The sequence below is a fragment of the Salinibacillus aidingensis genome, assembly GCF_055393355.1.
Genome location: NZ_AP043759.1, coordinates 2,475,606 through 2,493,907 on the forward strand (window position 1 = coordinate 2,475,606; position 18,302 = coordinate 2,493,907).

General features: G+C 40.3%; 22 protein-coding genes. 8 read left to right on the forward strand and 14 right to left on the reverse strand.

The window, feature by feature from the left end:
• The first annotated feature begins 80 nt into the window (after positions 1 to 80).
• On the forward strand, positions 81 to 683 hold the full coding sequence (locus tag ACZ5OK_RS13200; protein WP_343842654.1) for a biotin transporter BioY: 603 nt from the start codon (positions 81 to 83) through the stop codon (positions 681 to 683).
• A 128-nt stretch (positions 684 to 811) separates the two neighbouring features.
• On the opposite strand, the gene ACZ5OK_RS13205 is transcribed toward ACZ5OK_RS13200, so the two are convergent.
• From ACZ5OK_RS13205 to ACZ5OK_RS13215, 3 genes are all read right to left on the reverse strand, one after another.
• The gene (locus ACZ5OK_RS13205) at positions 812 to 1,507 is read right to left on the reverse strand and encodes a 3D domain-containing protein (RefSeq protein ID WP_343842652.1); all 696 of its coding nucleotides are present in this window, start codon (positions 1,505 to 1,507) and stop codon (positions 812 to 814) included.
• 121 nt (positions 1,508 to 1,628) lie between these two features.
• Complete coding sequence (locus ACZ5OK_RS13210) at positions 1,629 to 1,952, reverse strand: YuiB family protein (RefSeq protein WP_343842649.1); 324 nt, start codon at positions 1,950 to 1,952, stop codon at positions 1,629 to 1,631.
• 104 nt (positions 1,953 to 2,056) lie between these two features.
• Positions 2,057 to 3,277 (reverse strand): NAD(P)/FAD-dependent oxidoreductase, encoded by a 1,221-nt coding sequence (locus tag ACZ5OK_RS13215; RefSeq protein WP_343842646.1) that lies wholly within the window; start codon positions 3,275 to 3,277, stop codon positions 2,057 to 2,059.
• A 415-nt stretch (positions 3,278 to 3,692) separates the two neighbouring features.
• Between ACZ5OK_RS13215 and ACZ5OK_RS13220 the strand changes: the two genes are divergently transcribed.
• Positions 3,693 to 4,682, forward strand: a complete 990-nt coding sequence (locus tag ACZ5OK_RS13220; protein WP_343842644.1) for an NAD(P)/FAD-dependent oxidoreductase — start codon at positions 3,693 to 3,695, stop codon at positions 4,680 to 4,682.
• 251 nt (positions 4,683 to 4,933) lie between these two features.
• Here ACZ5OK_RS13220 and ACZ5OK_RS13225 read toward each other — a convergent pair whose 3' ends face one another.
• The 4 genes from ACZ5OK_RS13225 to ACZ5OK_RS13240 form a co-directional block, all read right to left on the reverse strand.
• On the reverse strand, positions 4,934 to 6,160 hold the full coding sequence (locus tag ACZ5OK_RS13225; RefSeq protein WP_343842641.1) for a dicarboxylate/amino acid:cation symporter: 1,227 nt from the start codon (positions 6,158 to 6,160) through the stop codon (positions 4,934 to 4,936).
• Positions 6,161 to 6,529: 369 nt separating this feature from the next.
• Positions 6,530 to 6,886 carry a HesB/IscA family protein gene (locus ACZ5OK_RS13230; protein ID WP_343842639.1) on the reverse strand — a complete coding sequence of 119 codons (357 nt, stop codon included), beginning with the start codon at positions 6,884 to 6,886 and terminating at the stop codon, positions 6,530 to 6,532.
• Between the two features lie 93 nt (positions 6,887 to 6,979).
• Complete coding sequence (dapF, locus tag ACZ5OK_RS13235; RefSeq protein ID WP_343842637.1) at positions 6,980 to 7,840, reverse strand: diaminopimelate epimerase; 861 nt, start codon at positions 7,838 to 7,840, stop codon at positions 6,980 to 6,982.
• Positions 7,841 to 7,885: 45 nt separating this feature from the next.
• On the reverse strand, positions 7,886 to 8,212 hold the full coding sequence (locus ACZ5OK_RS13240) for a YuzD family protein (RefSeq protein ID WP_343842634.1): 327 nt from the start codon (positions 8,210 to 8,212) through the stop codon (positions 7,886 to 7,888).
• 170 nt (positions 8,213 to 8,382) lie between these two features.
• Between ACZ5OK_RS13240 and ACZ5OK_RS13245 the strand changes: the two genes are divergently transcribed.
• The gene (locus tag ACZ5OK_RS13245) at positions 8,383 to 8,604 is read left to right on the forward strand and encodes a NifU family protein (protein ID WP_044163291.1); all 222 of its coding nucleotides are present in this window, start codon (positions 8,383 to 8,385) and stop codon (positions 8,602 to 8,604) included.
• Between the two features lie 124 nt (positions 8,605 to 8,728).
• On the opposite strand, the gene thrB is transcribed toward ACZ5OK_RS13245, so the two are convergent.
• The 4 genes from thrB to ACZ5OK_RS13265 all read right to left on the reverse strand — a co-directional run bounded on the left by thrB (position 8,729) and on the right by ACZ5OK_RS13265 (position 12,995).
• A complete protein-coding gene (gene thrB / locus ACZ5OK_RS13250) occupies positions 8,729 to 9,631 on the reverse strand; it encodes a homoserine kinase (RefSeq protein WP_343842627.1) in 903 nt (300 codons plus the stop codon).
• The gene (gene thrC / locus ACZ5OK_RS13255; protein WP_343842624.1) at positions 9,628 to 10,692 is read right to left on the reverse strand and encodes a threonine synthase; all 1,065 of its coding nucleotides are present in this window, start codon (positions 10,690 to 10,692) and stop codon (positions 9,628 to 9,630) included. Before thrC ends, thrB begins: the two co-directional genes overlap by 4 nt.
• A 307-nt stretch (positions 10,693 to 10,999) precedes the next feature.
• On the reverse strand, positions 11,000 to 11,965 hold the full coding sequence (locus ACZ5OK_RS13260; RefSeq protein WP_343842621.1) for a 2-hydroxyacid dehydrogenase: 966 nt from the start codon (positions 11,963 to 11,965) through the stop codon (positions 11,000 to 11,002).
• Positions 11,966 to 11,996: 31 nt separating this feature from the next.
• Positions 11,997 to 12,995, reverse strand: coding sequence for a protein kinase family protein (locus tag ACZ5OK_RS13265; RefSeq protein ID WP_343842618.1), 999 nt, complete (start codon positions 12,993 to 12,995; stop codon positions 11,997 to 11,999).
• A gap of 121 nt (positions 12,996 to 13,116) precedes the next feature.
• On the opposite strand from ACZ5OK_RS13265, the gene ACZ5OK_RS13270 reads away from it, so the two are divergent.
• On the forward strand, positions 13,117 to 13,626 hold the full coding sequence (locus ACZ5OK_RS13270) for a phosphatidylglycerophosphatase A family protein (RefSeq protein ID WP_343842615.1): 510 nt from the start codon (positions 13,117 to 13,119) through the stop codon (positions 13,624 to 13,626).
• Positions 13,627 to 13,686: 60 nt separating this feature from the next.
• On the opposite strand, the gene ACZ5OK_RS13275 is transcribed toward ACZ5OK_RS13270, so the two are convergent.
• On the reverse strand, positions 13,687 to 14,460 hold the full coding sequence (locus tag ACZ5OK_RS13275; RefSeq protein ID WP_343842612.1) for a TIGR01457 family HAD-type hydrolase: 774 nt from the start codon (positions 14,458 to 14,460) through the stop codon (positions 13,687 to 13,689).
• Positions 14,461 to 14,473: 13 nt separating this feature from the next.
• Positions 14,474 to 14,932 (reverse strand): type VII toxin-antitoxin system HepT family RNase toxin, encoded by a 459-nt coding sequence (gene hepT / locus ACZ5OK_RS13280; protein WP_343842609.1) that lies wholly within the window; start codon positions 14,930 to 14,932, stop codon positions 14,474 to 14,476.
• Between the two features lie 233 nt (positions 14,933 to 15,165).
• Between hepT and ACZ5OK_RS13285 the strand changes: the two genes are divergently transcribed.
• Positions 15,166 to 15,435, forward strand: a complete 270-nt coding sequence (locus ACZ5OK_RS13285) for a DUF3055 domain-containing protein (protein ID WP_343842606.1) — start codon at positions 15,166 to 15,168, stop codon at positions 15,433 to 15,435.
• Positions 15,436 to 15,493: 58 nt separating this feature from the next.
• A complete protein-coding gene (locus tag ACZ5OK_RS13290; RefSeq protein WP_343842603.1) occupies positions 15,494 to 15,757 on the forward strand; it encodes a cytosolic protein in 264 nt (87 codons plus the stop codon).
• Between the two features lie 55 nt (positions 15,758 to 15,812).
• Here the strand turns inward: ACZ5OK_RS13290 and ACZ5OK_RS13295 are convergent, their stop codons facing one another.
• On the reverse strand, positions 15,813 to 16,088 hold the full coding sequence (locus ACZ5OK_RS13295) for a YutD family protein (RefSeq protein ID WP_343842600.1): 276 nt from the start codon (positions 16,086 to 16,088) through the stop codon (positions 15,813 to 15,815).
• A 151-nt stretch (positions 16,089 to 16,239) separates the two neighbouring features.
• Between ACZ5OK_RS13295 and ACZ5OK_RS13300 the strand changes: the two genes are divergently transcribed.
• Together ACZ5OK_RS13300 and ACZ5OK_RS13305 are read left to right on the forward strand one after the other, a co-directional pair.
• Positions 16,240 to 16,815 (forward strand): YhcN/YlaJ family sporulation lipoprotein, encoded by a 576-nt coding sequence (locus tag ACZ5OK_RS13300; RefSeq protein ID WP_343842597.1) that lies wholly within the window; start codon positions 16,240 to 16,242, stop codon positions 16,813 to 16,815.
• 380 nt (positions 16,816 to 17,195) lie between these two features.
• Positions 17,196 to 18,182 carry a M23 family metallopeptidase gene (locus tag ACZ5OK_RS13305; protein ID WP_425542229.1) on the forward strand — a complete coding sequence of 329 codons (987 nt, stop codon included), beginning with the start codon at positions 17,196 to 17,198 and terminating at the stop codon, positions 18,180 to 18,182.
• The last annotated feature ends 120 nt before the right edge of the window (positions 18,183 to 18,302 follow it).

Here is an 18,302-nt window from a genome sequence, read left to right on the forward strand (position 1 = left end):
CATTATTGTTAACCTTTTAAAATATGAAGTTGACAATAGGCGTGCTCCCCTTTAAGATATGTTATAAAGGAGTGAGGAGCATGGTTAACAGATCAAAAAATGACTTCCATACAATAGACTTAACACTTGGTGCCTTATTTGTAGGTTTGATGGCAATAGGTGCAAATATTGTTGTATGGTTGCCCTTTTTAAAGGTTACTTTTGGAGGTGCCACCGTAGAAATCACACTTCAGACATTCTTTGCAACTCTCGCCGGTTTAATGTTAGGCAGAAGACTTGGCGCATTTTCAATGTTTGTCTATTGTATGGTTGGAATTATCGGGGTACCTGTTTTTGCTGACATGCAGGCGGGCTTTGCTCAGTTAATGACGCCTACAGGGGGATTTATTCTGTCCTTCATTTTTGTTGCATGGATTGCCGGTTACATTGTGGAAAAAAGCTCTTCTCCCTCATTCGCTACATACATCACTGCAAGTTTTGCCGGACTTCTCGTAAATTATGGAATAGGAACTTCCTTTCTTTATCTTGCTTTAAACACCTGGATTGGAGGAGCTATTTCATACGGAGGAGCCTGGGTGATAATGCTGCCTTTTCTTATTAAAGACACCGGTCTGACATTTCTAGTGGCATCTCTGGCCGTCATTTTAGTCAAACGAGTATCCTTTATTTCAAAGCTGGCCTGATTTTCTTTCTATGATTTTTCAATCTAAACGCAACAAAGCGCTCAGTATTCGGAGCGCTTTGGCTGCTAATGCCACCAATTAAAGTTGTCTGGATACTTCTTTCATCAGTATTCCTTCATGGATTGCCCTTAGTTCTTTTTAATTCTTTCACGAAACACCTGCAGGGCTTCATTCTCATTGAGTTTATTCAGCGTTTCAGAAGTAAGGGTACCGTCGCCTTTTTTGACAACATAAACCTCTACCTTCCTTTTACCCCAGTGATCATAAACGTCTTCAACAGTCTCATAATACAAGTCAATTTTATTTCCCTGAATAGCTCCACCCTTATCAGCGACGACCCCATATCCATAATCAGGGATAAACAAAATCGTGCCAATAGGGAACTTATCCAAATCTGCAGCAATCGTTGAGTATAAGTCCCGGCGCACTTTCACACCTGAGTACGTAATTCCGTACAATTTATGGCCGGGGTTTTTCCCTGTCGATTCTGCACCTGCTGTATATCCTGTAGCCATTACTGTTTCTGTTGGATATTTTGAAAAATCAATAGCGTCACGAAGACTTTCTGGTGCATTTACCTTTTGACTCGAAATGTATCGTTTACTTGGACGTATGTTGTTAATATTCTTTTCCTTAAGGTCCAGTGTCTTCTTCTCATGCTTCAAATCATTCATACTTCCAGAGACTACTATGGTTTCCCCATCATTACGGAACCAGGCTTTTAAGTCCTCTGCAGATAGATTTGCAACGCTCATATACGTTGTGAACAAGGCACTTAAAAGAAGAATTCCAGTAATGGTTCCTCTCAAAATCTTCCTTTTCATGATAACACCTCTCTGGATGTCATCATGTCCACTTTACGTTTTTTTATACAAATTAGAGATTAATTTCTGCATTAAATAGAAAAACTTCGCCAACATTTTCTTAGCGAAGTTTTTCTGTCTGTTAAAACATTTGATAACCTTTTGACCTCAGGGTCCTGATTACAATACCCGAGACAATGGTTCCTATAAATCCCATAGATAGCATCACAATATCCATCATTTTTAATTGCAGCAAGTTCGTACCTAATTCCTGCAGAGCCCAGGCAGTATTTGTAAAATAATTTCCAAATGTAAAATCATCCACAATCAGAAATACAATAAAGGGATAAATAAAAGCCATTACCCAGGTTTTTCTTAAAAGCATATTCAGTATAAAAGCAATTCCAAAGAACAGGACAAAAAACAGTAATGAACCCACGATCAGATGCAGAATGTTAAACTCCAAAGTCTTCTCCCCCTACACATAGGTATGTATACTATAAAAGATATCACAAAAAAATAGCAAAGGCATCCAAAAGCCTTTGCTATTTCATAGACCTTATTTAACGATTAATGAAAAAAGTTAAACTTCCCTTTTTTCAGTAACAGACCAATTCCACCTAATTTCAGTAAATAACGGTTATCAATAATTTTTTTCATTGCGGATGCTGTCCAGCCATAAAGCTTCTTATCCCCAAAGACAACACCGATGGCATCACGTGAGCCCAGGGAAGCAACGGTACCTCGATTGTTAAATTCAAAGGACTCAAGTTCATTGCTGCCACGAACCAGTGCTTTCAGGTTATGAGCAATAACTTCAGCTTCCTGCATAGCAATTTGTGCAGTTGGAGGATAAGGACGGCCTGTTTCTTCATTCATAATAAGAGCACAGTCTCCAACCACAAATACATTATCATAATCAGGAGCACGCATATCATCACGTACTTCCACTTTTCCACGGTTCACTTCAAAACCGGACTCTGCTACGATGGAATTCGCCTTAACACCTGCAGCCCAGATGAAGTTTTTCGTTTTAATCTCTTCTTCCTGACCATCCTTCTCGACAATGATTCCGTCTTCAGTAGCTTCCTTAACAGGGGTACCAATTAAGAATTCCACGCCTTTAGCTTCCAGACGATTCATGGCATATTCCACTAACTCTTCATCAAAGCCTGCCAATGCAGTAGGACCAGCTTCAATAGTAAGGATACGTACCTTCTCACGTGGAATATCATATTCATTACATAGTTCAGGTACACGGTTGGCCAGCTCACCAACAAACTCCATACCAGTAAAGCCTGCTCCTCCAACAGCGATCGTAATCAAATCGTCACGTTTTTCAGGTTCATTGTTATAACGGGAGAAATTATATTCAAGATGTTCGCGAATTAAGCGGGCATTATTAATATTACTAATCATTAATGCATTTTCTTCTAAGCCTTTTATGCCAAAGGTTGCTGTTTCAAAGCCTAATCCTACGACCAAATAATCATATTCCAGTTCCCCATTCTCTAATTGAACCTTTTGAGATTTTGGATCAATAGATTCTACGGTATCCTGTACAAAGTTCACCTTGTTAAAATCAACAACATCTTTAATTGGAATTCTTGTCTGATCATGATGTAACGTACCAGCTGAATTTTCATGCAGCCATGTGGTCTGATAGTGGTAGTCATGCTTGTTCACCAAAGTAATATCTACTTCATTTGTTCCCACCATCTTTTGCAATTTGACAGCTGTCATGATTCCGCCATAACCGGCGCCCAAAATCACAACTCTGGGATTTCTCATTTTTTATCACATCCATTTGCTATTTTTGTTTTCCAGGTATACATAGCCTTAGTCTTATACGACCGCTTGTGACATCATTCACTTATGTAAATGTAAATAAAGATATAAAGACGAAAGCACTGTCACAAAAGTGTTATAATGATTTACCCATGACAATAATAGAACTTTTTTATGTTATTTTCAACCCTTTATAGTTCAATATCCATGTTGAAATTATTCTGATTATTCTGATATATTATAAATTTATATATCTTATTAATAAAATTCATGAATAGACATGAAACAAGAAAAGAATTCAAAATAACAATATGCTACAATATAGGATGTACGTTGTCTTTAAGCTCTTTAGCTCTTTACACTTATTCGGGATAAGTTTATTTTCATACACTGAATTTTTCAGATTGGGGGAATAACCATGTCAGATCAGATTTATGATATAACCATCATCGGCGCTGGCCCTGTTGGCTTATTCACAGCCTTTTACGGAGGAATGCGGCAGGCTAGTGTAAAAATTATTGAAAGTCTTCCACATGTAGGAGGGCAACTGTCCGCACTGTATCCAGAAAAATATATTTATGATGTTGCCGGATTTCCAAAGGTTCGCGCACAAAAATTAGTGGATGACCTGCTTGAGCAGGCCAATCAGTTTGATCCTGAGATTGTCCTGGAGCAATCGGTTGACACTGTTGACCGATTAGAAGATGGTACGATTAAACTGGTAACCAATAAGGAAGTCCATTACACAAAAACGATAATTATTACAGCAGGAAATGGTGCCTTCCAGCCTCGTCGATTAAAAATAGAAGACAGTGAAAGGTTTGAGGAGACCAACCTTCATTACCATGTTCCGAATATGGAAGCCTTTAAAGATCGTGAAGTCATGATTTGCGGAGGTGGAGATTCAGCAGTCGACTGGGCCTTAATGTTAGAGGAAATCGCCAAAAAAGTCACTTTGGTTCACCGTCGGGATAAATTCCGTGCTCATGAACACAGTGTAGAGCGTCTGATGAATTCATCAGTTGCAATTAAAACGCCTTATGCTCCAAATGAGCTGATTGGTGAGGATAAAATTGAAAAAGTCGTACTACAAAAAGCCAAATCAGAAGAAACAGAAACCATAGCTGTTGATGATATCATCGTAAACTATGGATTCATTTCATCATTGGGACCGATAAAAGATTGGGAACTTGAAATCGAGAAAAACAGCATCGTTGTCAATTCAAAAATGGAAACAAACATCCCCGGCATTTATGCAGCCGGTGACATCTGTACATATCCTGGCAAAGTAAATCTCATTGCATCAGGGTTTGGAGAAGGTCCAACAGCGGTAAACAATGCCAAACAATACATGGACCCAAAAGCAAAAATCCAGCCAAAACACTCCACAAGCATGTTCCCGCAGTAGATTTAAAAGCGGAGGCGAGCGGTTAGGTCCGACGGCATAAGCAGAATCTCCGGAGTGGCCGCTTTTTGGCCATGGAGGGGATTCTGCTTATGACCGCTTGGGCCTGCGAGCCGCAGCTGGACAATTAAAAGCGGAGGCGAGCGGTTAGGTCCGACGGCATAAGTAGAATACACCATTTATTGTGATAAAACCCCATTCACATTCTTTTCATGTGAATGGGGTTTTTGTTAAATAATAAATTCTATTCGCTATTACACACTATATTCCAGATTCTTATCTTCATCCGCATGCTTTTTCTCTGTACGATCTACAACTACAGCTCCGGCAGCGTCACCAATGACGTTTATAGAAGTCCGGAACATATCCAAAATACGATCCACACCGGCAATAAGCGCAATGCCCCCAAGCGGTAAATTGATATTCGTGAGTACGAGGGTCAGCATAATCATCCCCGCACCTGGCACCCCTGCTGTTCCAATAGAAGCTAATGTTGCAATAAGAACGACAGATAAAAGCTGTGAGATGCTTAACTCAATCCCATAGAACTGGGCAATAAAAAGCACTGCTACACCTTGATATATGGCCGTACCATCCATGTTTATGGTTGCCCCGAGTGGAAGGACAAAGCTACTGGTTTTCTGAGACACGCCCAGATTTTCCTGTGCGTTTTTCATGGTTAACGGCAATGTACCTGCACTACTGGCAGAACTAAACGCAAATAACCCGGCAGGAGCAATTCCTTTAAAGAAAACGAGCGGATTCATTTTACCGAAAGCTTTGACAACCATGGAATAGGTAATGATGGCGTGAAGAAGACAAGCAATAAGTACACCTAAAATAACTTTTAATAAAGGCAGAATAACACCAATACCATATTCTCCAACTACCGGTGCAATCAATCCAAACACACCAATAGGCGCAAGGAGAATAATCATTCCTGTGATTTTGTACATCACTTCCGCAAAGCCTTCAAAGAATCGGTAGACAGTCTGTGCTTTTTCACCGACGAGGGATATCGCTATACCCACAAAAAGAGCGAAAAAGATTATTTGGAGAATTTCTCCCTCAACCATAGCCTGAAATGGATTCTGTGGAATAATATTCAGAAGGGTGTCCGTCACGTTCTGTTCTTCCGTCACTGGTTCATCCCCAACAGATTCAGAAGGTATGTCAACTCCAGCTCCAGGCTGTAAAACATAACCAATTCCCAGTCCAATAGTGATAGCAATTGCCGAGGTTGCCAGGTAGTAAATAATGGTTTTACCACCCATACGTCCCAGTTTTTTCACATTTCCGGTACCTGCTACACCAACGATTAGTGTGGACAAAATTAACGGAACGATAATAAATTGAATGAGACGGAGAAATAAATCTCCCAAGGGCTGTACAACCTTAATATCCGGTCCTACTATTGCCCCCAAAATAATGGCAATAACAAAAGCCAGTAAAATTTGCGTTAATAAACTTGGTTTTTTCATAAAGTACCCTGCTCCTCTCTCTTCTTGGTAAATCTCCCTAACCTTCTGTGAACAACGATGATCCCGCAGAAATCTTTTGGAAAATACACTTGGACCTGTTTAAAGTTATCTGAATATGTAAATGTTATTAAATCATTCGAGTATGGCTGTTCATTTTTGAGAAGGTATTAACGTTTATTTCCAAATCTATTCATTCGGTTATTCCATTATCCTTATCACCTTGTCCATTTTTTCTAACACGTCCACATTTGTGAAAAATAATCTTTTGCCAAACAACACAAACCCTGTCACCGGAATTTTATTAAATAAAAAAAGTCTGCCTAAATGTGTATTTCATGAACATTCAGGCAGACTTTCAGCGGACATGTATTAGCACTTCTCCGGTGATCCTACATTTGTTTTCGTCTTAAATGAGGAGCCGCATCCGCATGATACAATGGCATTCGGATTATCAATCGTAAAACCGCCGCCCATCATGTTTTGTTTGAAATCAATCGTTGTTCCTTCAACAATAGGGATATCCTCTTTGCGAATGGCAACCGGAATGCCATTTACCTCCATTTGTTCATCTTCATCGGTAATATCATAGTCAAAACCAAGTGCATAGGATAGGCCACTGCAGCCTCCCCCTTTTACACCAAAGCGTAAATTCACACTTTGCTCGTCTTCATTTTTCATCATTTCATTAATTTGCATTTTTGCATTTTCCGTGATGGTTATAGCCATTTACTAAAACCTCCTTTTCTTAGTCAGTATAGTAACATTTTTAAATGGCTACTTCAATTTTCTGGTTCTCTAAATCGAAATAAAATGATGAATTTATCCATTTAACCAGTAATATTCCCCTTTCGCTACGGTTTCAGCAGGTCCTCTCATCCAGACATGACCATCGGCTGCCCATTTGATCCATAAATCTCCTCCGCCTAAATGAACACAAACCTCCTCGTTTTTACGACTGTATCCATTTAATATAGAAGCGACTACAGATGCACAGGCACCTGTTCCGCAGGCCTGCGTCACGCCTGAACCTCTTTCCCACACCCGAAAGTTAATTTCACGGGGATTAACAACTTCAATGAACTCACAATTAACACCTTCAGGGAAACGATGGTCGGTAGAAATAGAAGGTCCTAATTCATATAACGGGCTTTTTTCAATATCATCAACAAAAAAGACAGCATGTGGATTCCCCATTGATACAGCTGTTACTTCCAGCGTTTCTGCACCAATGTCAAAGGGCTCGGAAACAACCTTTTCCCTATTGGTTCCTATCATAGGAATATTCCTTCTATTTAGTTCGGGAATCCCCATATCAACGGTAATAGCAGAAACGTCACCATTTTCCAGCGTTATATAAGCATCCACAATCCCTGCTTTCGTTTCTATCGTAAAATGATCGGAATGGACCAGGTGATGCTCATAGGCATATTTAGCAACACACCGTAAACCATTTCCGCAGTTTCTGCCTTCAGATCCATCCTTATTAAAAATTCTCATGCCGACTTCCGCTTTGTCTGAAGGGGTAATGAGAATCAGCCCATCTGAACCAATACCCGTATTTATATTGGACACATCCACTGCAATGGAAGGGAGATCTTCCTCTTTTAACGTCTCCTGAAACATATTAATGTAAATATAATTATTTCCCAGCCCATGCATTTTGGTAAAATTGATTTTCACGACACCCACTCCATCCTTAAAATTAGCTGCTGGTTTGATTTTCTTTTACATTTTTGGCTGCAGACCTTTTTCCTCCAATTTGGAATAGATCGTTTTTAAGCGAGGATTCCCTTCTCCTGCAATCTCATCGTCTACAAGCACCAGGGGATAAAAAAACTCATCGTCTGCTACACGCCGGGCGAGGTCCTGTATTTTTTCATCTTCTGGAGGAGAAAATATATCCACATAAGTGTAATGAATATTGGCATCCCCATACTTACGTGCAATAGCAGCCTGAAGCCACTCATACGTATCCTTTGAACCGGGTGCATTCACACAGCTTGCACAAATCTGATCCGCACCATAAACCGTAATTGTAATCTCCTTTTCCATCGTTTGCAGTTCCCCCTTCATTCCTGGTTAATTATATTTTACAAAATACGCAGAAAAAGTTAAAATGATAATGATTCTCAAGTAATTTAAGATTCCTGGTCATCAAGAATAGATTTTTTCACGTAAACGTTTTATAATAAGTGTAAGAGTAAGAAAGGAGAAGATGGTTGATGTTTGAAGAAGTAAATGAAGTAATTGGCAAACTCCGTCCATTCTTACTTCGTGACGGCGGGGATGTGGAACTAGTTGATGTGGAAGATGGTATTGTACGTCTACGTTTGATGGGAGCGTGTGGAAGCTGCCCAAGTTCAACCATTACCCTGAAAGCTGGTATTGAACGCGCCCTGACAGCTGAAGTACCAGGCATTCGAGAAGTTGAACAAGTATTCTAAACTAAAAGCAGAGGCGCCCGGGATGAAGGAAGACTCGTCGGGCGCTTGAGCTGGACGCGGCTTTTCCTGTTTTTTATTTTATATTTTCCCAGATTAAACTAAGCTGGTGCTCAATGGCACCAGCTTAGTTTTTTTCGACACGGACTCCCTCGTCTTCCACCTTTAAAATTCTCCATTCCAAATCAGGTAAGTCTTCCTTCCACTTTTGTCCTTGCTCTGCCGGCCATCCTCTTTCGCATATACTAATCATCGTAGGGCCTGCACCGCTCAGAAACGTCCCATAGGCTCCTTCCTTTTTCATGTAGGCTGTTACTTCCTGATAGTGTGGAATCAGCTTCTTCCGATAATTCTGATGAAACAGGTCCTTTTCCATTAACTCTCCAAGTAACACATAATCCTCCTGAAATATAGCCGCTGCACAGACATTTCCGATGGCGCTTCCCTGAATCCCCTGCATAAATGGAAGCTCTGCAGGCAGAATTTCCCGTGCCATTTTTGTTCTCAGTTCAAAGGATGGAATCATGGCAACAAAATCTACCTTCTCCATTTCCTTTTTGTTCATATAATAAAGGTCATCATTATGATAATAAGCAACCACACATCCACCTGCAAAAGAAGGGGTAACATTGTCGGGATGACCCTCTAATTCAGAAGCAATAAGCATTTTATCTTTCAGGGATAGCTGGAGATTCAAAATCTGGTTGGCCATTTCGATTCCTGCAACTGTAATCGCACCGCTGCTTCCTAATCCCCGGGCTATCGGTATTTCACTTTCCACATCTACCTTATAAGGAGGCAAATCATAGCCGAACTTATCGGCAACAAATTTTGCACATTGATATAATAGATGATCCTTTCCCGTCGGCAGATGCTGCTTGGATTCTTCCTTTTGAACAAATCTCCATTCGTCACTCTCTGTACAGTAGATGGTTAAATAAAGATTTAATGCAACACCGATAGAATCAAATCCTGGGCCCAAATTCGACGTACTACCGGGAACTTTAATTTTAAAGGCATTTTTCTTCATGATGACACACGCCTTCTGATATTTTCGTAAATGACATCCGGATCATTAGGCAGTACCTTAGGTTCAAACTGATTGGTTTCGACAGCCGTATCAGGATCCTTGAGTCCATTTCCTGTTAAAACACAGGTAACCGTCGAACCTGGCTTTATTTTTCCTTGTTTGCTGGCCTTAAATAACCCGGCTATTGAGGCACAGGAGGCAGGCTCAGCAAAAATGCCCTCATGTTTTGCCAGCCAATGATAGGCTTCTATGATTTCCTCGTCCGTTACCTCATCAATATTTCCACCTGACTCCTGATAGGCATCTATGGCCATGTTCCAACTGGCAGGGTTTCCAATCCGGATGGCTGTAGCGATCGTCTCAGGCTGTTCCACTACCTGGTTACGGACGATTGCTGCTGCGCCACTGGATTCAAATCCCATCATCTTTGGCAAATCATAGTTAAATTTTTCATGAAACTCCTTAAACCCTTTCCAGTAGGCAGATATATTTCCTGCATTTCCAACCGGAATACACAAATAATCCGGAGCTGATCCCAATTGTTCACATACTTCAAATGCAGCCGTTTTCTGACCTTCAATTCGATAAGGGTTAATCGAATTAACGAGGGTAATCGGCTCTGTATCACTTACTGTTCGGACAATATTCAGGGCCTCATCAAAATTGCCTTCAATTGAAACAATTTCAGCCCCGTGCATGACGGCCTGCGCAAGTTTTCCCTGAGCAATTTTTCCGTTCGGGATCACAATAATGCATTTTAATCCAACTCTCGCCGCATATGCTGCTGCTGATGCTGAAGTGTTCCCTGTTGATGCACAAATGACAGCTTTTGAGCCTTCCTCTAATGCCTTGGCAATCGCGAGCACCATTCCACGGTCTTTGAATGAGCCTGTCGGATTTAATCCTTCAATTTTTGTGTAAACCTCTGTATTCAACTTGTCAGATAAACGATGAAGCTTCACTAAAGGGGTATTCCCTTCATGAAGCGTGTTGAGTGGTGTTTCGTTTCCAACAGGCAAAAATTCTTTATATTCCTGAAGCAATCCTTTCCATGCAGCCATTTTATTTCCCCCTAATCCCGGATGTATACACTTCAAAAGTACATTTGTTTATATATGATAGACATTATAACGCGAATGAAACAATGTATCAATAAGAAAAGTGCGAATTTTTGTTAAAATTTTATCAGTAATCAGGGAGATCAGGAACACTTTCGGCTGATTCCATCACGAGGCTCTTTCACTCAACTAATCTTTTATACAAATAAAAAAAATAGCCTATCAACCACTGGGTGAGTTGACAGGCTATATCCATCGTTATTTTCTAAGGAAGGAAAAACTGGCTTATGCCCATACAGCAGGTTCTTTCCTATTGAACAGGTGTCACCGGTTCTTCGCCTTTTAATATGTGATCAATATTCTTCAGACATAATTCAATCATCTTTGATCTGGTCTCGTAAGTAGCTGAACCAATATGAGGCAGGGCTGTTACATTATCTAATTTTAAAAGCGGGTGGTTTTCAGCAATCGGTTCATTTCTGAAGACATCCAATCCGGCCGCCTGAATATCATGGTTCTTTAAAGCTTGATATAAATCCTCTTCATTGACCACGCCGCCTCTGGATGTATTTATAAAAATGGCGGAGGACTTCATTTTTTTAAATACCGAATCATCAAACATATGTTCAGTTTCTTTCGTAAGTGGCGTCATACTGACAACGAAATCTGCTGTACGGATAAGTTCATCAAAGGATACATACTGTACACCAAGATTGTTTTCAACTTCTTCTTTACGACTGCGGTTATGATATAAAACATTCATTTCAAATCCTCGTGCACGTCTGGCTACAGCTTCACCTATCCTGCCCATTCCAACGATTCCTATCGTCTTATGATGGATATCCGCACCTGCCATAAGAAATGGAGTCCAGGTTGTCCACCTTCCGCTTCTGATAAATGCTTCAGCTTCGACGATTCGTCTTGCGGTGGCCATCAGGAGAGCAAACGTTAAATCTGCCGTTGTATCTGTTAAGACATCAGGAGTGTTGGTTACGACAATCCCTTTTTCCCGTGCATATTCAACGTCAATATTGTCATAGCCCACAGCCAGGTTTGCAACCCCCTTTAGATTTACTGCCTGATCAAGCAGCTCCCGATCCACTTTTTCTGTCAGCGTGGTAAATAAAGCATCTGCTTCTCTGGCATGCTTCAGCAGAACATCCCGTTCCACTACCTCATCTTCCTCCGGCCACATTTCAATCGTCCAACTGTCCTTATATGGCTCAATAAACCGGGAAGGAATTTTTCTGGAAATATATATCTTTGGCTTCATCATTAGACCTCCTGCGCTTATCGTAGCATATTCTTTAACTGTTAAAAATCCAGTCCATGACTTCTAAATCAAAACCGAGACTTCTTTCCATTTCGCGGGCAGCAAACTGAAGTCCTTTCTCATGACGGGATTGATGGTCTAATAGCTTTTGAAAATCATCGTAATCCTGCTGAGTTATTTTTTCTTTGCTTAAAACCTGTTCCGTGTAATCAATAAAATGAATCGGAAACGCCAGCCTGGCAAATAACAGTCTCCATCCAAAGACACTAAGTGAGCGATGATTCTGATAAGTATTCAGCATACCTGATAGATTAGAGTAACTTTCTATGCCTTGTGTAAGGATATAATAACGCATAACCTCAGCCAGGTCCCGGGATGGATGATCATGAACAATTCGATTGGGAAGAACAATCTCCTGATGAGGAAAGGGAGTCATCCGTTCAAATGTAAAAACAGGCTGGTCATACTGGTTATAAAGGTTTTCCTGCTCACTTTCCTGAAGAAACTGAATGGCATTCTCTCCTATGCCAATAAAATAAAAACAGCTTTCCAGCCATAACCGTTCCCAGTCTGATATGTAGGACTTTTCGATAATCACACTGCGAATCCATTCCAGCTGATTGATGATTTGCTCCCAGTTGCTTTTCCATTGTCCATATCGGTTTAAATGAACAGGTGAATACGGAAAGCCATGACCCGCCTGATGAAAGGAAGATAAAAAGGAAATCAGCTCCTGAAGATTCTCACCAGATGAAGGTATTGATTCTACATGACACGTATAAACAGAAGACTCTTCGTCAATCGGCACAATAAATTTTCCTTCATTCGAATACAAGGGCTTGGCAATATGTGAAAATCCACTCTGGTTCAAATAATCTGCAATAACATATTGTTCCGTAATAAAATTCTCATCTGTATAATCAGCGGGAATGACAACAGCATATCCATCTGAACCTCTATAGGCAGGAAAACCCAGCAGATTCGTCTCGGACTCGCTGTGGAATAAAAACTTCTCCTTCAAAAGCTCCCTCATTTTCATTCTCCTTTTTAAACAACAAAAAAATTCTTTCCTAAAGTGGACAAGATTTTTGTTCAAACTGACTATACTAACTATATGCGGAGAAATATTTATGAATGTGTAAGGTGGGTAAAAAATGAGCAAAAACAAGATGAAGCCTTTAGAGCAGAAAGCAAGAACCTGGATGGAGGAAAGAGGCGTAACCATTCACGATATCGGAGAATTAGTGCACTACCTTCAGTCTCCTTACCATGAGGAACTAACAATGGAAGAATGTGAGCGGCACATTGACAAAGTCTTAAAAAAACGCGAAATCCAAAATGCCATCGTTACTGGAATCCAGTTAGATCTGCTGGCCGAGCAAAATAAATTGGAGCAGCCCCTGCAGGATATTATCGAACGAGATGAAAGCTTGTATGGCGTGGATGAAATTATTGCGTTTTCCATTATTAACGTCTACGGGTCAATTGGCTTTACCAATTATGGATATATCGATAAACAAAAGCCAGGCATCCTGAAGAAGCTTAATGACAAATCCTCCGGGGAATGTCACACCTTCTTAGACGATATCGTTGGGGCAATCGCAGCCGCCGCCTCAAGCCGACTAGCCCATACCTATGAAGATGAGCTATTTCAGGATGATTAACCTTATTTATGAAGAACAAAAACCAGTCCCTATTCAGGGTACTGGTTTTTTCCATCTTTTCTATTTCATTTGATCGAGCCATTCCTTAAGATGATTCATCACATAAGTTGGCTGTTTTTCAACATGCTTTAAATCCTCTCTTTTCGTCACTCCTGTTAAAACAAGCAGGGTATCCAGGCCGGCATTCATTCCGGCTGAAATATCAGTCGGGTAGTTATCCCCTACCATTAATGTTTCTTCTTTAGGAAGTCCAAGCTTTTCCAAGGCCTGCTCCATAATAATCGCCTGAGGTTTTCCTATAAATGTTGGCTTTTGTCCTGTCGCAACCTCTAGAACAGAAGTCAGTGAACCATTCCCAGGTAAAAAGCCTCGTTCAGTCGGGATGGTTACATCAGCATTTGTAGAAATAAAACCCGCGCCATCATTAATATTCAAACAGCCCTTGGCCAGTTTTTCATAGGTAACATCCCTGTCGATCCCAATCACAACAAAATCAGCGTCTTCGTCCACAAGCTCGAGCTGATGGTCACTAAGTGCATCCAATAGCCCTACCTCTCCAATGGCATAAACACTGGCATCCGGCTTCTTTTTAGACAAAAACGTTGCTGTAGCCATACTGGTTGTAAAGACCTGATCTGTTTCAGCCGGAATATCCATATCCCGTAATTTTTTTGCTACCTGGTCTGGACGTTTAGAGGAGTTATTAGTCACAAATAAGTGAGGAAGCCCTTTCTCATTGAGGGCATTAATAAACTCCCGAGCATAGGGAATACGTTCTTTTCCAAGATATACAGTTCCATCTAAATCAATCAAATAGCCTTGATAATTTTTCATTCCAATCTCCTTATCAAACGTCGGTTTGTTCATCCGTAGATTTTGTAAAGGCAGTTACAGGGCCTAATTCATTCTCCAGATATGTACGAACCCTTTCACTAAACGTACTAAAAGCATTCAAATTCTTTTTAAGCACATTTTCTATCTTTTCATGATCCACATTTAAATAATCTCTTACCATTGTTTTTCGTAATTGAAACACTTCTTTATATTGATCCTGTTCATCAGCCGGAAGAACCTTTTCATCAACCAGAATATCAATAATGTCCTCATAACTGCCGGGATCACGCATAATAAACCCGTCAATCATCATATTTCCTACGTCAATAACAGATTCTATGAACATTTGAGCCATACGTTCCAGGGCCATCTTTTCCAAAAATGTCTCATAATGATTTTGCTGAAACTGCTGCAGCACCACTTCGTTATATAATAACGTCCGTTCAATTTTATCCCGATCAACAAAATACATGGTTAACCCCTCCAAATTAGTGGCTTCCTGAAGTTATTTCTCCATAACATCTTACCATAAATTAATTTTATTGTTGAATAAAGGAAGTTATATTTCATCTATCCCTTAAATTTGCTATGATAAGGAACAAGATCCAGTTACGAGCTGATAAGCGCCAACTTCACCGTTGTTTTCCACATATCTTGTGGCAAGAATTACAGCTCGTTCATTCGTAATAAAAGGAGTGTACGAACATGGCGGAAGAAAGATTCTTTTTGTATGATGAACAGGAACAGGCGGATATTCGTTATGTCAGTTTTATGGGACAGGATAGCCGTTATGATCTCGCTATTATTACAACAGATCGCTACTATGGGAAAAAGGTGGTCATGGATCTCCAGGGAAGTCGATTTGCCATAATTGGTGAGGATGATTTAAGAGAGAAGGGATACTTAGAGCATGCCTTCCATTTAACCGAAATTGAAGCAGAAGAATTCAGGGAGTTCCTTTTTGAGGTTCTTTGATTACTCATGAAAATCCCCTTCCCGGGCTATAATAATAGTTCAAAGGAGGGTTTTGCATTTGAGTTATAAACGTCGTGATCGTGAAAAGAAGGACTATGATGATTTTGCTAACGCCGAGGTCCAAAGAGAATATGCGGTACCTGAAGAATTACCTGATGGACCTTATGGATCACCCATCCGTAAACACTCAAAAGTTGAAAATAAAGAGATTGTTGAAGGACAAAGGCATTATACCGGCTTCAACTATGAAAATAAACACTTACATGAAGATTTACCAAGACAGTTCCCCCATTCACATCCTACCCACGATGAAGAAGACTGAAATGGATTACAGCAGAAGTTAATAAAACCCGTTGGACAACCACATCCAACGGGTTTTAAACATCCTGCTTTTTCATAACAAAATAGGCACAACCAAAGTTACAGTATTCATACAAGTAATCTTCCAGCGTGGAAATTTTCGTATCAAAGGATGCCTTGGGATTTTGATCATCATAGAAGCCTCGCATTCTCAGCTGTCCATAACCCCAATCTCCTACGATAAAATCATACTTCGTTAAAATATCACTAAATCTTTCCTTAACAGCATCCTCCTGAAAACCGTTTCGGTAATTATCCAGCACTTCATATTGTTTTCCGTAAAACTCTAACATCTTTATCACCTGTATACAGTGTATCATATTTTCCATTTTACAGGAGAGCATAATTCTTAGCATGAACAGAAATTTTTGAAACAAGCTAAGGGATAGTATGAATAGGATGGACCCATTCATTAGAACATTGAATATACAGGAGGTTTCGTCTATGAAAAAAGCCATTTTTTATGGTGGAATGAGTATCTTCATACTGTTTATGTCAGGATGTACCATGCAGGAGGGTGCTGACAATGGCACACTTAAGGGGAAAACACCTGATAATATGAATACTCGAACAACTGAAGAAAAACAGAATTCCCAATATGGATATGTCCGTTACAATGAAAAACAATTGAATACAGAAAGGGAACAGAACTTCGAGCCTGAAATCGATCGGGAGCAGATGGCAGATATGATTACGAAAACCTTACTGCAAATGCCGACTGTTGAAGAAGCTGCGACGTTAATAACAGACAGCCACACATTCATTGCCTATACTCCTTCTGAAGAATCAGAAGATACCGGGCATACAACCGAACAAGTCAAAAAAACAGCGATGTCCTTCCTCCCTCAATGGTACAATATCTACATTTCAACCGAATCTCATACCTTTGATGATTTACAGAGTTTAAGTAACAATACAACAACAGAGGACGGACCCAAGCGTGCAGTTGATGAATTAATTGAACAAATAAAGGAAGAAGCCCCTGAAGAGGGGATCCATGAAACAGAAAATCAAATGTAACAGGCCTAAGCAAAATAAAGTGTCACTTCCTTCAGTGGGGATTTCCCCATCCCCACTGATGGTTAGTTGAACTTATCAGGAATTTACTGGCCGTTTATCCCCACTTAGTTCTTGGTGAATTACCCTCAAGACTTGAAGTGGGGTATTACAGCCAGTGAATGCGTGAAAAAAACGTTCTCCCTTGTCAGAATCAGACAAGGGATTTCCTTTGATTCTAATCGCTTTTCATCTTATGGATCATAAAGGAATCACTGTCAGCCTTTTTATCATTAAGAAAGTTTAAATCCTGAGTTCACATTTCTCAAGGATAAATGTTCCAATTATGTTTTCCTATAACTATCAAATAATAGACATATCATTTGATTTTACGGGGTGAAAGTATGAAATTCGCAGTAAAAATTCTGGCCGTTATGATTGCAATCGTACTTCTTCCGCATTATACAATGGCTGAATCAGATACAGAAGAAAAAGAATTAACAGATGAAGAAAAACAGGAAATGCGCATGGCACTTTATCAAAAAGCAGAGGCCATTTCTCAAATCCCCTGGTATTACTATGCTGCCATAGATCAATATGAACGAAATATCCATGATGAATATGCTTCAGAAAGCGGGATTATCAGTATCACCTTTCCAAAAAATTTATGGAATGGCAAGACCAATCCTTCTGAAAATGATCAACAGCATAAGGCATTCATTGACCTCTTTAACGGAATTGGAGCAGACGGAAACGGTGATAACATTGCTGACAGAACCGATGATGAAGATATTATCCAGACGATGGCAGACTGGTTCTCCAGACGTGGTCATTCAAAACAGGACATTAAAATTGCTATTTGGGATTTTTATAATCGGGAATTATCTGTACAGACCATTATGAATACGGCAAAGGTTTATAAATCTTTTAAAACGCTGAATTTAGAGGAACACGCTTTCCCTTTACCAAAAGGCTACAATTACAGTTACCGTAATACATGGGGAGATCCACGCGGATTTGGCGGGAGACGTATTCACGAAGGTACAGATATTTTTGCCAATTATGGTGTCCCCGTCCGTTCCACCTCATATGGTGTAGTTGAGATGAAAGGCTGGAACCGTTACGGAGGCTGGCGCATAGGAATCCGGGATACACACAACATTTATCATTATTACGCTCACTTAAATGGATACGAGGACAATATTAAGGTCGGTCAGGTTGTTAAACCCGGGGATGTTATCGGATATGTAGGAGCATCAGGCTATGGTCCTAAGGGAACATCCGGCAAATTCCCTCCCCATCTGCACTATGGAATGTACAAAGACACCGGAGAAACCGAACACTCCTTTGACCCCTATCCTTATTTACGAAGAGCGGAGGCGAACGAATAGGGCTCGCGGGATAAGACGAAGACATGAAGTGGTACGATTTTGCCACGTAATGGCTCTAACTTATATCCGCGCAGACCTGTGAGCCGGAGCTTGACAACGAAGAGCGGAGGCGACTGATTA